We start from the raw sequence: 14,079 nt of genomic DNA, 5'->3' as shown, positions 1-14,079 counted from the left end.
TTTTTTAAAATGTGAGTATCTAACTAATCCTATAGGGATTGATATAAGAAAACCAAGATTATACTGGAGATTTGGAGATTGTGATAGTAGATATAATTTTATGCAGACTGCATATCAAATTAAAGCTGCTGAAAGTTTAGAACAATTAGAAAATGAAGAGTTAACTTGGAATTCAGAGAAAATACAAAGCGATGAATGTACACATATATATTATGGTGGAAAAGAACTTAAAAGTCGTATAAGAATCTACTGGAAAGTTAAGATATGGGATGAAGAAGGGAAAGAAAGTGATTGGAGTGATATTGCTTTTTTCGAAATGGGATTATTAAAAGTTGAAGACTGGAGTTCAAAATGGATTAATCCAGAAAAAGAGATAGATTCTAATATACAATACCCAGCATCTTATTTAAGAAAGGAGTTTTGTTTAGATAAAGCTGTAAAAAAAGCTAGACTATATATAACTTCTTGTGGAGTTTATGAGGCATGGATTAATGGAAAAAGGGTAGGAGATCAGGTATTAACTCCAGGCGCCACAAACTATGATAAAAGACTTCAGTATCAGACCTATGATGTGACAGAACTAATAGATTTAAAGCAGAATGTGTTAGGTGTAATATTAGGAGATGGATGGTTTAGAGGAAGAGTAGGGAATTATGGCTGGAGAAATATTTATGGTACAGGATTACTTTTGTTAGCTCAACTTGAAATTGAACTCTTAGATGGAGAAACAATTACTATAGTAACAGATGAAAATTGGAAAACAACTAAAGAAGGACCAATTAGACTTAGTGACTTGCAAGATGGTGAAAACTATGATGCAAGATATGATATAGAAGGATGGAATAAATCAAATTTTAAGGATGCGTATTGGGATAAGGTTAATGTAGGGAGCTATAAATATGACATATTGATTGGAAGTAATAGTGTTCCTATACGCGAGAAAGAGAGTTTTAATCCAATAATTTTGAGAACTCCTGATGGAAATACTGTTTTGGATTTTGGACAAAACTTGTCAGGATATGTGAAGTTTAGGGTAAGTGGAAAAGGGGGAAGTACAGTTACATTAGTGCATGGAGAAACTCTAGACCAAAATGGTAATTTTACTATTGAACATTTAAATAATACATCAAGACCGAAAGAAAGACCTTTAAAGCAGGAAATAAATTATACACTAAGAGGAAAAGAATTAGAAGAATTTAAACCACACTTTACAGTTCATGGCTTTAGATATGTTTTAGTAAAAAATTGGACAGAAGAGGTTAAGGCTGAAAATTTTGAGGCTGTTGCTATATACTCAGATATGATGGAAACTGGTGAGTTTGAATGTTCTAATAATATGATAAATAAGCTTGTAAAAAACACTCTATGGAGTGAAAAATCAAATTTTATAGATGTTCCAACAGATTGTCCCCAAAGGGAAAGAGCTGGATGGACAGGAGATGCTCAGGTTTTTGCAAGAACAGGCAGTACCTTAATGAATACAGCCACATTTTTTACTAAGTGGATGAAAGACGTGGCAATACAACAACATTCTAATGGAATGATTTGTAACATATCTCCTTCTGTTGGTGTAGAGAAAGATAAGGCAATGAAATTTGTAGAAGGTTCAGCTGGCTGGGGAGATGCTGCTGTAATTATACCTTGGACTATGTGGAAAGTATACGGAGATAAAAGAATATTAGAAGAGCAATGGGATAGCATGAAGGCATGGGTTGATTATGAGGCTAATTGTGCTAAAAAAACTCATTGGAGCCGTATATTTAAGAAAAATCCTTACAGAAAATATACTTGGGATACAAAATTTCATTGGGGAGAATGGGCAGAACCTGCATCTAAAGATTTTAAAGGAGAGAATGTAGGAAAACAGGTAGTTTTTTCAGTTCCTGAAGTTGCAACAGCTTATTTTGCTTATTCAAGTGGATTGTTAGCTGAATGTGCTGAGGCATTAGGAAAAAAAGATGAAGCAGAGAGATATAGAGCATTGTCTAAAAATGCAAAATGTGCATACATTTATAATTTTACTAATAATGGAGATATAGGTTCTTCAAGACAATGCTTATATGTTAGACCTGTGGCTTTAGGTCTTTTACCTAAAGAAAAAATGAAGCCAGCAATTGATAAATTATCAAAGCTCGTAGAAGAGAATAATTACAATATAGGCACTGGATTTCTTTCAACTCCATTTATATGTAAGGTTCTATGTGATTTTGGGCATATTGAAACCGCCTATAAATTAGTGGAGCAAACTAGTCATCCGAGTTGGTTATATCCTATTACTAAAGGAGCTACAACTATTTGGGAACATTGGGATGGGGTAAATGAAGAAAATGTTCCAAGGGAATCTTTAAATCATTACTCTTATGGAGCAATAGTAGGGTGGTTTTTTCAATATGTAGCTGGGATTGATATTGATGAAAAGTCAACTGGATATAAAACTTTTGTAATAGCTCCAAGACCAGGAGGAACATTAACCAGTGCAAGTGCAAAATATATAAGCTTATATGGCGAAATTAAAAGTTCATGGGAAATAAATAACAATAAATTTTCTATGAAAGTACAAATACCACCGAATACATCAGCAAAAATAATCCTTCCATGTGAAGATATAAGTAAAGTTCTTTTAATTAGACCAAGTGAGGTTAATAATGGTTTTTATATCTATGAAGAAAATGTATGTATAGATGTGTGCTCTGGTATATATGAATTTATTTGTGAAAGATCAGAAATCAGTGGGATGAAGGGCGAAAAAAATAATTAATAAAGTGCGTATTTAATGGTAAATAAATGCTATTAAATACGCTTTTTTAATATAATTTCTAAGAAAATCTAATTATCTATACAAAATACAAAAAATAATACAATAATTTTAGACTTAGTAGTATTAGTATATATGCAAGACCAGATTATAATTTAAAAATGAAAGATTATTTATTTTTGTTAACATTAAAAAATTACTAAAAGGATAATTTAGGAGTGAGGACTATGAAAAGTAAGAAGACAATTTTTTTAACAGGTGCTTCAGGAAATATGGGACAGGAAGGGTTTAAACAGTTGCTAGGTAGAAGAGATAGATTTAATATAGTAACTTTAGTTTTACCAACTGAAAAAGATAAAAAGATAATGTCACCATATGAAAATGAGTCTGGAGTTAAGATAGTATGGGGAGATTTAACAAATTATAATGATGTATTAAAATGTGTAAAGGGAGCAGATTATGTTTTGCATGTAGGCGGTATGGTATCTCCAGCAGCAGATTATATGCCGACTTTAACAAATAAAGTAAATATAGGTGCGGTAAAGAATATTGTAAATGCGATTAAGGCTCAACCTAATAAAGATAGTATTAAATTAGTTTATATAGGAACAGTAGCTGAAACTGGAGACAGAAATCCACCAATACATTGGGGAAGAACTGGAGATCCAATAAAAATAAGTATGTATGATAATTATGCTATTACAAAAACCATAGCAGAAAGAGAAGTAATTGAATCAGGATTAAGATATTGGGTATCATTAAGGCAAACGGGAGTGTTGTACCCATCACTATTAGATAACTTAGATCCAATAATGTTCCATGAACCTATACAAGGTGTATTTGAATGGGCAACTGCAAAAGATTCAGGCAGACTTATAGCAAATGCATGTGAAGAAGACGTTCCAGAAGAGTTTTGGAGAAGGGTTTATAATATTGGAGGAGGAGAAAAATATAGAACAACAAACTATGAGTTTATGCAGAAGAGCTTTAATGCTTTAGGCATGAAACTGGAAAAAGTTGTAGATTTAAATTGGTTTGCAACAAGAAATTTTCATGGACAATGGTATGAGGATTCAGATGTGTTAGAAGAATACCTTCATTTTAGAAGTGGTTCAGCAGATGAATTTATTGATGATTTAGGTAAAAATGCACCGTTTAAAATGAAATTAGCAAAGTTTGTACCATCATTTATAATAAAGAAATTCATAATGGAACCTGTAGCAAATAAGGAATTAGGTACCATGTATTGGATAAAAAATAATGTTAATGATAGAATAACTTCATTTTTTGGCTCAAAAGCTAGATGGCAAGCTATACCAACATGGGATGAGTATAAATATGTTGAACCATCAAAAGTTGCTAAAAGACTTGATCACGGATATGACGAGAGCAAGCCAAAATCAGAATTAGATATAAATGATATGAAAAAAGCTGCTGAGTTTAGAGGTGGAAAATGTTTATCAGATACAATGGTTAAGGGTGATTTATATACAAAACTTAAGTGGGAGTGCGCTTTTGGGCATAAATTTGAAGCTAGCCCTGCGCTGATTTTGTTAGGAGGTCATTGGTGTCCAGATTGTTTACCAGCGCCATGGAACTATGATGAGGAAGCTAAGAAAAATCCATTTTTTGCTCAAGTATGGTATCCACTTCATGACAAAGATGAATTTAACTATTACGCTGCCAGCATTATAGAAGATGTGAAAAAGTAGAGAGACTTTGTGAGCTTATAAACGTTATAAATATAATGATTATAAGCTCTTTAAAAGCCTAGTATATATAAGTAGTCATTATACAAAAAACTATATATTATACAATAAAAATATGTCTAAATAATTTATAATTTTAGTATTTAGAAATCAATTATTAATGCGGAGGAATTTATGAAACATAAAGAAATAATAGATAAAATGAGTTTAGAAGAAAAAATAGCTTTTTGTTCAGGAAAAAGTTTTTGGCAAACTAAAGATTTTTCGAAGTATGGTATTCCATCATTATTTTTATCTGATGGACCTCATGGATTACGTAAGCAAGTTGGAGAAAATGATCATTTAGGTCTAAATGGAAGTGTAAGGACAACATGTTTTCCTACAGCTAGTGCAGCTTCAGCAACTTGGGATTTAGAGCTTATTGAAGAGATGGGGAATGCAATAGGAAAAGAGGCTGTGAAAGAAGAGGTTAATGTAGTTCTTGGACCAGGAGTAAATATGAAAAGAAGTCCAATATGTGGTCGTAATTTTGAATATTTTAGTGAAGATCCTTTTTTATCAGGAAAACTAGGAAGTGCGTGGATACAAGGGGTACAAAGCAACGGAGTAGGAACATCTCTTAAACATTTTGCATTAAATAATCAAGAACTAAAGCGTATGAGTACAGATGTACTGGTTGATGAAAGAGCTTTAAGAGAATACTATCTTACAGCATTTGAAATGGCAGTAAAAGAATCAAAGCCAACAACAGTTATGTGTGCCTACAATAAAATAGATGGAATTTATTGCAGTGACAATAAACGTTTACTATGGGATATTTTACGTGAAGAATGGGGATTTGATGGTGCTGTTGTAACGGATTGGGGCGCTACGAATGATCGAGTAGAAGGATTTAAAGCTGGATTAGATTTAGAGATGCCTGGAAGTAAAGGAAGATTTGACAAAGAAGTAAAGGAAGCTGTGGAAAGTGGTATTTTAGATGAGAGTTATATCGATAAAGCTGTAGATAGACTATTAGAACTAATAGATAGAACAACTAACACGGATAAATCCATAGTTGATGAAGATATACATTTAAAAAATCATCAACTAGCACGTAAAGTAGCAGCTGCAGGTGGTGTTTTGTTAAAGAATGAAGATAAAATTCTTCCATTAAAAAAAGACATGAATGTAACAGTAATAGGGGAACTTGCTAAAACTCCAAGATATCAAGGGACAGGCTCTTCACTTGTTACTCCTACAAAACTTAATAGTTTATTAGATGGTATTAGTGAGTATACTAAGAAAATAAATTTTGCACCAGGATATACTTTAGGGGACTATGATAATGATGATTTAATTAAAGAAGCTGTGGAGAAGGCAAAAGGTTGTGATAAATTAATACTGTGCATAGGTCTTACTGATATATACGAAAGTGAGTCATTTGATAGAGAGCATATGAGAATTCCTAATAATCAAATGAAGTTATTAAAAAATCTATTAAATGTAAATAAGGACATTATTGTAGTTTTAGTTGGTGGTTCTGCTATAGAGATGCCATGGGCTGACAATGTAAAATCGATTCTTCATATGCAGTTATCTGGACAAGCAGGTGGATTAGCGGCAGCAGATTTATTGTTTGGAAAAGAAAATCCAAGTGGAAAGTTAACAGAAACTTATCCATATAAATATGAGGATGTGGTTAATAGCAGTTATTTTATTAAGAATCCTAAGTTAGGGGATTATCTTGAGAGTATGTACTGCGGATATAGATATTTTGAAACAACTGAAAAAGAGGTTCGTTATCCATTTGGTTATGGATTATCTTATACAGAATTTAAGTATTCAGACATAGATATTAGAATATTAGATAAATATGAAATAGAAGTTACGGCTACTATACAAAACATTGGAGATTTTGACGGGGCGGAAGTAGCGCAATTATATGTTGCACCACAAACACATGGTGCATATAGACCAGTTAAAGAGCTTAAAGGATTTAATAAGGTAAACTTAAAGAAAGGTGAAATAAATAAAGTAAGCTTTAAGTTAGATAAAAGAAGTTTTGCTATATATAGTCTTGACAAAGGAGATTGGATTGTAGAAGAAGGAAAATACTATATACAAATAGGAGCGAGCTGTAAAGATATCAGACTAGAACAAGTAGTAGAATTAAAGGGTGAAAAACCAGTTAAGAGTGATTGTAGTGAGTGGTACTATTCGCTTAAAGGAATTCCTACCAAAAAGGATTTTGTTACAATTTATGGAGAGTACCCAGAGTATGTACCACAAACTAGAGGATGTTATGATATGACAAGCTCCATAAAGGAAATGAAAGAAACTAGCTTGGTGAATAAAATTATGTATAAAGCAATGGAAAAAACCATAGCTAAAACCAATGGAGGAAAGGTGGATTATACAAATTCTAGATTTAGAATGATAATGGATTCAGCGTCTGATAATCCAATGAAATCTATGCCTCTATTTAGTCCAGAAAGTATGTCAGTAGAACTTGCAGAATTTTTTGTTGATACTGCTAATGGACATATGATTAAAGGTTTAAAAAAAATATTAAAAAGAAGTAAAAGTAAATAAGCTTAGATGTAATAATATAAAGTATAAGAAGAGTTTCTATAATTAAGTTTTTTGTTTTTGGAGGATTTTAATTGAATAAGGAAAATAATAGAAGAGCCATGTTAACAAAAAAAATATTAGAAAATAAATTAATAGAGCTTCTTAAGGAAAAAAGAATTGAGCAGATAAGTATATCTAAGTTATGTGAAAATGCTGGAATAAATAGATCAACTTTTTATAAGCACTATATGAATCAATATGACTTATTAAATAACATTGAAAAAAAAGTATTAGATAAAATGATAGATTACCTAGATATGTTTATTGAAAATAATAATACCAAAACTCTTGAATTAATGCTCATTTATATACAAGAAAATAAAATATTTTTTATGTACTTCTATGCAGTGATTATCACTTACATTTTCAAAAAAAGTTTATTGAAATAGCTATTACTCCTATTAAAAGTAAGCTATCTGATTTCTTTGATATGCATCCTTCAGAATATATTTATAACTATGTAATAATGGGAAGTTTTAGTGTAATAGGAAACTGGATTATAAATGATTTTGATATTTCGTGCGAAAAATTATCACATTTAATTTTTGATTTATGTTTGAATTCCTTATCTTTAAATTATTTGATTGAGTAGACTTTTTATAATGATTTAAATATTATTTCGTCAATTAGAATATTGAAAATAAGTTTAAATAAATTATTTTATAGTTTATAATAAATCTTAATAGTATCGTAGATGGGAGTTTTATTGTGAAATGAGAGAGTTAATGAGCGTAGAAGAAAAAATTTTAGATAGAGCATTGTATTTAATAGGAAAAAATAAAACAATGGATGTACCGGTTCGTGCAATTGCTAAAGAAGCAAATGTAAATGTAAGTGCTATAAATTATTACTTTAGAAGCAAAGAGGAAATGTTAAAGCAAGTTAGACAGTTTTATTTAACTAATACTGAATCAGTTTCATTAATATTGAATAATAAGGAATACAAAGATGATGAAGAAAAGTTAATTTTAGCAGCTAATGAAATAATGGAATATATGTTAAGATTCCCTGGAGTAACTGTAATCTTGAGAGATGCCTTAAAAAATAATGAAAATGATGAAATTTCAAGACTTATTATAAATGAGAATAGTAATATGCATAAAAAAATGGAAAAAACCTTAGAAGAAATAACTATAAATAATAAAATGCCGCTAAAACATAAAATGGCAATATTTATGGCATCAATTACACATACCATTGAAAATTGTGATATTATGGATTTTGCTAAAAATATAGTTGATACTAGGGATGAAAGAATAAAATTTATTGAGAGTATAATAAAGGTTCTAAAGGCTACTTAATAAGGTAGTCTTTTATTTCAACATAATTATCTGAATATTACGAAATTAAAACAAAATGTATTAAACATATTGATTTAATTTGTTAAACATTCTATAATATCTTTATAGATAATATCTATAGAACAGTACTGTAAACAATTAAATTAGAACGAATAAAAAAAATTTTACAAAACAATGTTAAAAAAATAACTAAAAGTATAAAACTAGGAGGACAATTAAATGGCTTATAATAAACTATTTAGTGAAATAAAAATTAAGGGGTTAGAATTAAAAAATAGAATTATGTTTCCTGCTATGGGAACCAAAATGGCAACAGAGGATAAGTTTGTAACACAGCAAATTATTGATTATCAAGTTGCTAGAGTGGTAGGGGGGTGCGGTCTTAATTTTACAGAGGTTTGTTCAGTATACGCTCCTGCATCACCAAAGAAGTTTTTATCTATAGCTGAAGATAAGTATATACAAGGATTAAAAAAATTAACAGATGCAATTCATGAAGCAGGTGGTAAAGCTGGAGTTCAGCTTTGGCTTGGTGGACTTGCTGTTGCTAGTGATCCAGAGGCAATGATTATTATTCCAAGTGATATTCCAGTGCAAGGAACAGATTATATAATGCCTGGAGCAAGTCTTGAAACTATAAAAGAAGCAGTTAAATCCTTTGGTGAAGCAGCAAGACGTGCTGTTGAAGCTGGATTTGATACAATAGAATTTCATGCAGGACACAATTATGTTCCTCATTCATTTTTAAGCCCTTTCTTTAATAAAAGAGAAGATGAGTATGGTGGATCCCTTGAAAACCGTGCAAGATTTTCAATTGAAGCTATAAAAGCTATTAGAGAAAACATACCAGAAGATATGCCTTTATTTATGCGTGTGGTTGCTCAAGACGACTATTTAGAAGGTGGACTTACTATAGAAGACATTATAGAATTTTGTAAAATGGCTAAAGAAGCAGGAGTTGATGTAGTAGATGTATCTCGTGGTAATTTCTCAAGTGCAGCAATAAAATTTGAGGTTCCTCCAGTTGATTTACAAAGAGGATTTAATGTGAAAAATGCTGCAAGAATAAGAAAAGAAACAGGACTTATAACTGTTGCAGTAGGAAGAATAAATGATGCAGCTCTTGCAGAGGAAATTTTAGAAAATGACCAAGCTGATATGGTTGTAATAGGAAGATCTCAACTTGCAGATCCAGAATTCTGTAATAAATCTAAGGATGGGAAAGAGGACAGTATAATTAAATGTGTTGGTTGTAACCAAGGTTGTTATGATGGTTTTGTTTCTACTGAAATGCCATTTATAACTTGTCTTAGAAACCCCGCTTTAGGAAGAGAAGCTGAATATAAAATATTTAAAACTGATACACCAAAGAAAGTATTAATAGCTGGTGGTGGAATTGCAGGGCTTGAAGCAGCTATAATATTAAAGAAAAGAGGACATAACCCTATAATTTGTGAAGCATCTGATTCTCTTGGAGGTCAATTTGCTTTAGCTGGAGCAGCTCCAAGAAAAGAAGAAATGAAAGAAGCAGCGCTATCTAGAGGACAACAAGCAATAAATGAAGGTGTTGAAATTAAACTTAATACACTTGTTACAACAGAATTAATAGAAGAAATAAATCCAGATGAAGTTATAATAGCTATAGGTTCAGCTCCAATGAGTTTAAATATTCCAGGAGCAAATCTTCCTAATGTAACAAATTCACATGATATACTTTCTGGTAAAGCAATAGCTTCAGGAAAGGTAGTAGTAATAGGTGGAGGATTAGTAGGACTTGAAGTTGCAGAATATTTAAATGGAAAAGCTGAAAGTATTACAGTTGTTGAAATGCTTGATGAAGTTGCAAAAGATTTAGGACAATTACGTAAGATTTGTGTAATGGAGAGCTTATACACTGAAGGTGTAAATACTGTAACTAATGCAAAATGTATTGAAATAGAAAATAATTCAGTTGTTATTGAGAAAGATGGAAATATTGAAAAATTACCATGTGATTCAGTGATAGTTGCTATAGGAGCAAGATCAAGAAACTTTGACAATATAAGCAAGTATTGCGAAGAAAATGGAATTCCATGTCATGCTGTTGGTGATGCAGTTCGTGCACGTAGAGCACTTAATGCTGTAGCAGAAGCAAGTGAAGTTGCTAGAGTAATTTAATAATAATATAAAAAACTAATATGGAGCTATTTAATAGCCTATATTAGTTTTTTATTTATAAAACCTTTAATTAGTGAACCACTTCTTGTAAAATGAAGTAATTAAATTTATAATGAAAGTATAAATTTGGTATATTGTGTATAATTATATAGTTATACACTAATATTATAAGTTATTGCAGGAAGGGGATTAATAAGGTGAAAACTGTAAAAGAAATTGTATACGAATTCATACAACAAGAAATTTATAGTAAAAGTAAAAGTGGTGTAGAAACTAAAACAATTGCAGAGTCTCTAAAATTACATCGTTCTAATGTTAGTGCTTTATTAAATGAGTTAGTTAAAGAAGGAAAGCTTACAAAAACAACAACAAGACCAGTTTATTATAAACTTCCTGAACAAATACATAAAAGTGCAGAAAAATCCTGTTTTACCGAATTAGTTGGCTATAATGGTAGCTTAAGAAATGCTATTCAATTGGCAAAGGCTGCAATTTTATATCCACGCTCTAGTTTAAATGTTTTACTTTCTTCTAAAACAGGATGCGGAACAACTTATTTTGCCTCTTTAATGTTTCAATTTGCTCAAGAAAGTGATATTTTATCTAAAAATGCGCCATATGTAAAAATTGATTGTAGGCATTATTCTAAGAATGTTTCTGTATTAAGTGATGAACTTTTTGGAACACAAGATAATTTAAATAATAGTTGTTTTGTACGAGCTCAGGGGGGAATGCTTTTCATTGATAATGTTGATTTACTAGATGCTAAACAACAAAGTCGGTTGTTTGGATTTCTAGATTCAGGCAGAATTTATTCAGAGGATAAATCTAACTCAATAGAATGTAATGATTTATTTTTAGTATTAGCATGTTCACCACAAAGTAATTTACAAATTAATCGTATGATTCCTGTTACTATAGAATTACCTGAACTGAAAGACCGTTCTATGAAGGAACGCTTTGATCTTATAAGTCATTTTTTCAAAGTTGAGGCATCTAATTCGGATCGTTGTATTGAAGTAACTACAGAATCTATTAAGGCATTGCTATTATCAGACTTTGTTTATAATGTTAAGGGATTAGAGCTTGATATTAAAGCCTCATGTGCAAATGCCTATGTACGTGTAGTTAATGAGGCAGAACAAGACATCTGTGTATGTGTCAATGATTTTAAGGGGCAAATTAAAAAGAGTTTATTAAAGTTAAAAAGCTGCGATACTGAAATTGATGTACTCATAGGAAATAGAGAATCTATTATTTATGATAAAAATACTAATAATGAAGGATATTATGATTCACATCTTGTGGTTGATATGTATTCTGAAATTAAAAAACAGTATGATGAATTAGTCAATTTAGGAATTAACGATAGAGGAATTGAAAATGTTATGAACACACATGTTCGTAATTTACTTAAGAAATATCGATATTACAATGGATTTGATGATTCAAATAATTTGAATCAGCTTTCAAAAATTGTGGATAAAAAAGTGATTGATATTGTTACTAACTTTTTTAATACTGGTAAAAAGGGACTTGGAATAAAATTGAAATCAAATGCATTTTATGGTCTTTGTCTACACATCAATTCCTTATTAACTTTAAAATTTAACCATCAAAGAGTGGATAATGATCAAATAGTAAAGATTATTCAAGACTATCCACAAGAATATGCAATTAGTGTACAATTAGCAACTGTTTTAAAAGAACAAATAAATTTGGATTTGCCTATTCATGAGATTGCTTTAATTGCTATGTTTTTAATTGAAACTGATGAAAATAATGATGATGGTCATCCTGTTTTGCTTTATATTATGCATGGTAATGAAACGGCATCTTCTTTGAAAGATGTTACTAATAGTTTAACTCATTGTAATAATGCATATAGCTATAATATGGCTTTAGAGGTTGGCACAAGACAGGCTATGGAAGAAATTAAGGCATTAATTAAGAAAATTGATTGCGGAAAAGGAGTTATTGTTATATATGATATGGGATCTATAAAGACAATGCTTGAAACTATTGCAGAGGAAATAGATACAAAAATTAGATATATTAATATTCCTATTACTTTAATTGGTATTGATGTTGCAAGAAAATGTTCAATGGAGAGCGATATTGATTATGTGTACCATATGGCGAATTTAGAAATTAATAATATGAGAAAAAATGAAGAAAAGCGTCATGGCGTTATTATTACTCTTTGCCATACAGGAGAAGGAGGAGCAATGCAATTAAAACTTTACATTGATCAGTATTCTAAGCTTGGAATGAAAACAATAGCTCTATCAATATCTGCAAGAGATGAACTTTTAAAAGAAATTTTAGCACTTAAAAAAACTTATAGAATTCATGCTTTTGTTGGGACCTATGATCCCAAATTACTTGGTATTCCTTTTATTCCTATTAAAAAAATATTTGAAAATTCAAAGGAGTATATAGATCGTATATTAATGTTTGAGCCTTTAAATTCATCTTCATTTAATTATAATGATGTTTATCTATATTTAGAAGAACAATTTAAGTATGTATCAATATCTAAACTTAAAACCATATTACCTAATATTATTGATGAATTTAGTATGTACTATTCTTTAAATGAAGATCAGAAAGTAGGGCTATTTATGCATTTAGCTTGTTTGATGGAAAGACTATTACAAGGTAAATCAGCTAGTAATAATCCTGAAAAAAACAAAATCATCTCATTGTTTGAAGAAGATTATCAAGTTATTGTTAAGATCTTAAAAACTTTGGAAAAGACATTTAAGGTTATAATAGATGATAATGAAATTGCAACTATAATCATGATTATAAAAAAGATATAAATAAAAAGGATTATAAAAATTATATGCCTACTATCAAATAGGTAGTGGGCATATAATTTTTCTTATAAGTTTATACTCAAAAGAATAGTAGCTATTTTAATTTCTAGTTTATTAATTAGGAAAAATAGGTTCTATAAAATTTTCTCTATTAGTAACAATCTTCTTTTGAATATCATAGAGAGTGTCTGTCATCCTACCATAGTAAACAGCTTCACTAAACATTCTCATAAATTTATTATGTTTTTTGCTTTCAAAGCCTTCAATATGCTGATTAAATACAATTTTTAATTCATTATCTATTACTTCAGTTTCAAAAGAAATTGTAATCCTATCAGCTATTGATTTGATTTCTGACTTGTAAAACTCTCCTCTTTTATAATCCAAAATAGAAATATCAATGCGACTATAAACACTCTCATCATGTTTTGTATATCTCAATCCTTTCTTGATATCTTTTGAGCTTAGCTTCTTATTTGTACATTGATAAATATTATTCAAGAGATCGTTTTCAAGGAAATCATAAAATTCTGTTTCAGTTACTTTTAATATTCTTGTTAACTTCATAAATAAATTATATCATAGCAATTATAAGATAAGATCAGAAAAGTATGAAATTAGAAAAGCTATACTTTAAAAGAATATAAGTAAACACTAAATAAAAAAAGTAATAAAAATTAATACACTAAGATGAAAATGCAAGAATATGAGAATTCTTATTA

Annotated in this window: 9 protein-coding genes and 1 pseudogene; 9 read left to right on the top strand and 1 reads right to left on the bottom strand. The window is 30.1% G+C overall.

What is annotated here, in order from left to right:
• Positions 1-16 precede the first annotated feature (16 nt).
• The 9 genes and pseudogenes from A500_RS22115 to A500_RS00320 form a co-directional block, all read left to right on the top strand.
• Positions 17-319, top strand: a pseudogene (locus tag A500_RS22115) (glycoside hydrolase family 78 protein); the annotation flags it as partial.
• On the top strand, positions 317-2,758 hold the full coding sequence (locus A500_RS00350; RefSeq protein WP_479723480.1) for a glycoside hydrolase family 78 protein: 2,442 nt from the start codon (positions 317-319) through the stop codon (positions 2,756-2,758). The pseudogene A500_RS22115 and the gene A500_RS00350, both read left to right, overlap by 3 nt.
• Before the next feature lie 224 nt (positions 2,759-2,982).
• Complete coding sequence (locus A500_RS00345; protein WP_016205611.1) at positions 2,983-4,467, top strand: NAD-dependent epimerase/dehydratase family protein; 1,485 nt, start codon at positions 2,983-2,985, stop codon at positions 4,465-4,467.
• A gap of 171 nt (positions 4,468-4,638) precedes the next feature.
• Complete coding sequence (locus A500_RS00340; protein WP_016205610.1) at positions 4,639-7,038, top strand: glycoside hydrolase family 3 C-terminal domain-containing protein; 2,400 nt, start codon at positions 4,639-4,641, stop codon at positions 7,036-7,038.
• 71 nt (positions 7,039-7,109) lie between these two features.
• Entirely contained in the window at positions 7,110-7,466 is a 357-nt protein-coding gene (locus tag A500_RS00335; RefSeq protein WP_016205609.1) for a TetR/AcrR family transcriptional regulator, read from the top strand.
• Positions 7,403-7,669, top strand: coding sequence for a TetR-like C-terminal domain-containing protein (locus A500_RS21980; protein ID WP_083935645.1), 267 nt, complete (start codon positions 7,403-7,405; stop codon positions 7,667-7,669). The genes A500_RS00335 and A500_RS21980 overlap by 64 nt, the downstream gene beginning before the upstream one ends.
• 121 nt (positions 7,670-7,790) lie before the next feature.
• Entirely contained in the window at positions 7,791-8,378 is a 588-nt protein-coding gene (locus A500_RS00330) for a TetR/AcrR family transcriptional regulator (RefSeq protein ID WP_016205608.1), read from the top strand.
• A 219-nt stretch (positions 8,379-8,597) separates the two neighbouring features.
• A complete protein-coding gene (baiCD, locus tag A500_RS00325) occupies positions 8,598-10,535 on the top strand; it encodes a bile acid Fe-S flavoenzyme BaiCD (RefSeq protein ID WP_016205607.1) in 1,938 nt (645 codons plus the stop codon).
• Positions 10,536-10,732: 197 nt separating this feature from the next.
• Positions 10,733-13,360: a PRD domain-containing protein gene (locus tag A500_RS00320; protein ID WP_016205606.1), complete on the top strand. Its 2,628-nt coding sequence runs from the start codon at positions 10,733-10,735 to the stop codon at positions 13,358-13,360.
• Between the two features lie 111 nt (positions 13,361-13,471).
• On the opposite strand, the gene A500_RS00315 is transcribed toward A500_RS00320, so the two are convergent.
• Positions 13,472-13,924 (bottom strand): DUF3284 domain-containing protein, encoded by a 453-nt coding sequence (locus A500_RS00315; protein ID WP_016205605.1) that lies wholly within the window; start codon positions 13,922-13,924, stop codon positions 13,472-13,474.
• Between the last annotated feature and the right edge of the window lie 155 nt (positions 13,925-14,079).

It is taken from the genome of Clostridium sartagoforme AAU1, assembly GCF_000401215.1.
GTDB lineage: Bacteria > Bacillota > Clostridia > Clostridiales > Clostridiaceae > Clostridium > Clostridium sartagoforme.
This window is presented reverse-complemented; position numbering and strand designations above follow the sequence as displayed.

Excerpts from the sequence above, each read along its gene's own strand:
- A500_RS00350 (WP_479723480.1), top strand. The coding sequence starts at position 317 with ATGGGATTATTAAAAGTTGAAGACTGGAGTTCAAAATGGATTAATCCA.
- A500_RS00345 (WP_016205611.1), top strand. The coding sequence starts at position 2,983 with ATGAAAAGTAAGAAGACAATTTTTTTAACAGGTGCTTCAGGAAATATG.
- A500_RS00340 (WP_016205610.1), top strand. The coding sequence starts at position 4,639 with ATGAAACATAAAGAAATAATAGATAAAATGAGTTTAGAAGAAAAAATA.
- A500_RS00330 (WP_016205608.1), top strand. The coding sequence starts at position 7,791 with ATGAGAGAGTTAATGAGCGTAGAAGAAAAAATTTTAGATAGAGCATTG.
- baiCD (WP_016205607.1), top strand. The coding sequence starts at position 8,598 with ATGGCTTATAATAAACTATTTAGTGAAATAAAAATTAAGGGGTTAGAA.
- A500_RS00315 (WP_016205605.1), bottom strand. The coding sequence starts at position 13,924 with ATGAAGTTAACAAGAATATTAAAAGTAACTGAAACAGAATTTTATGAT.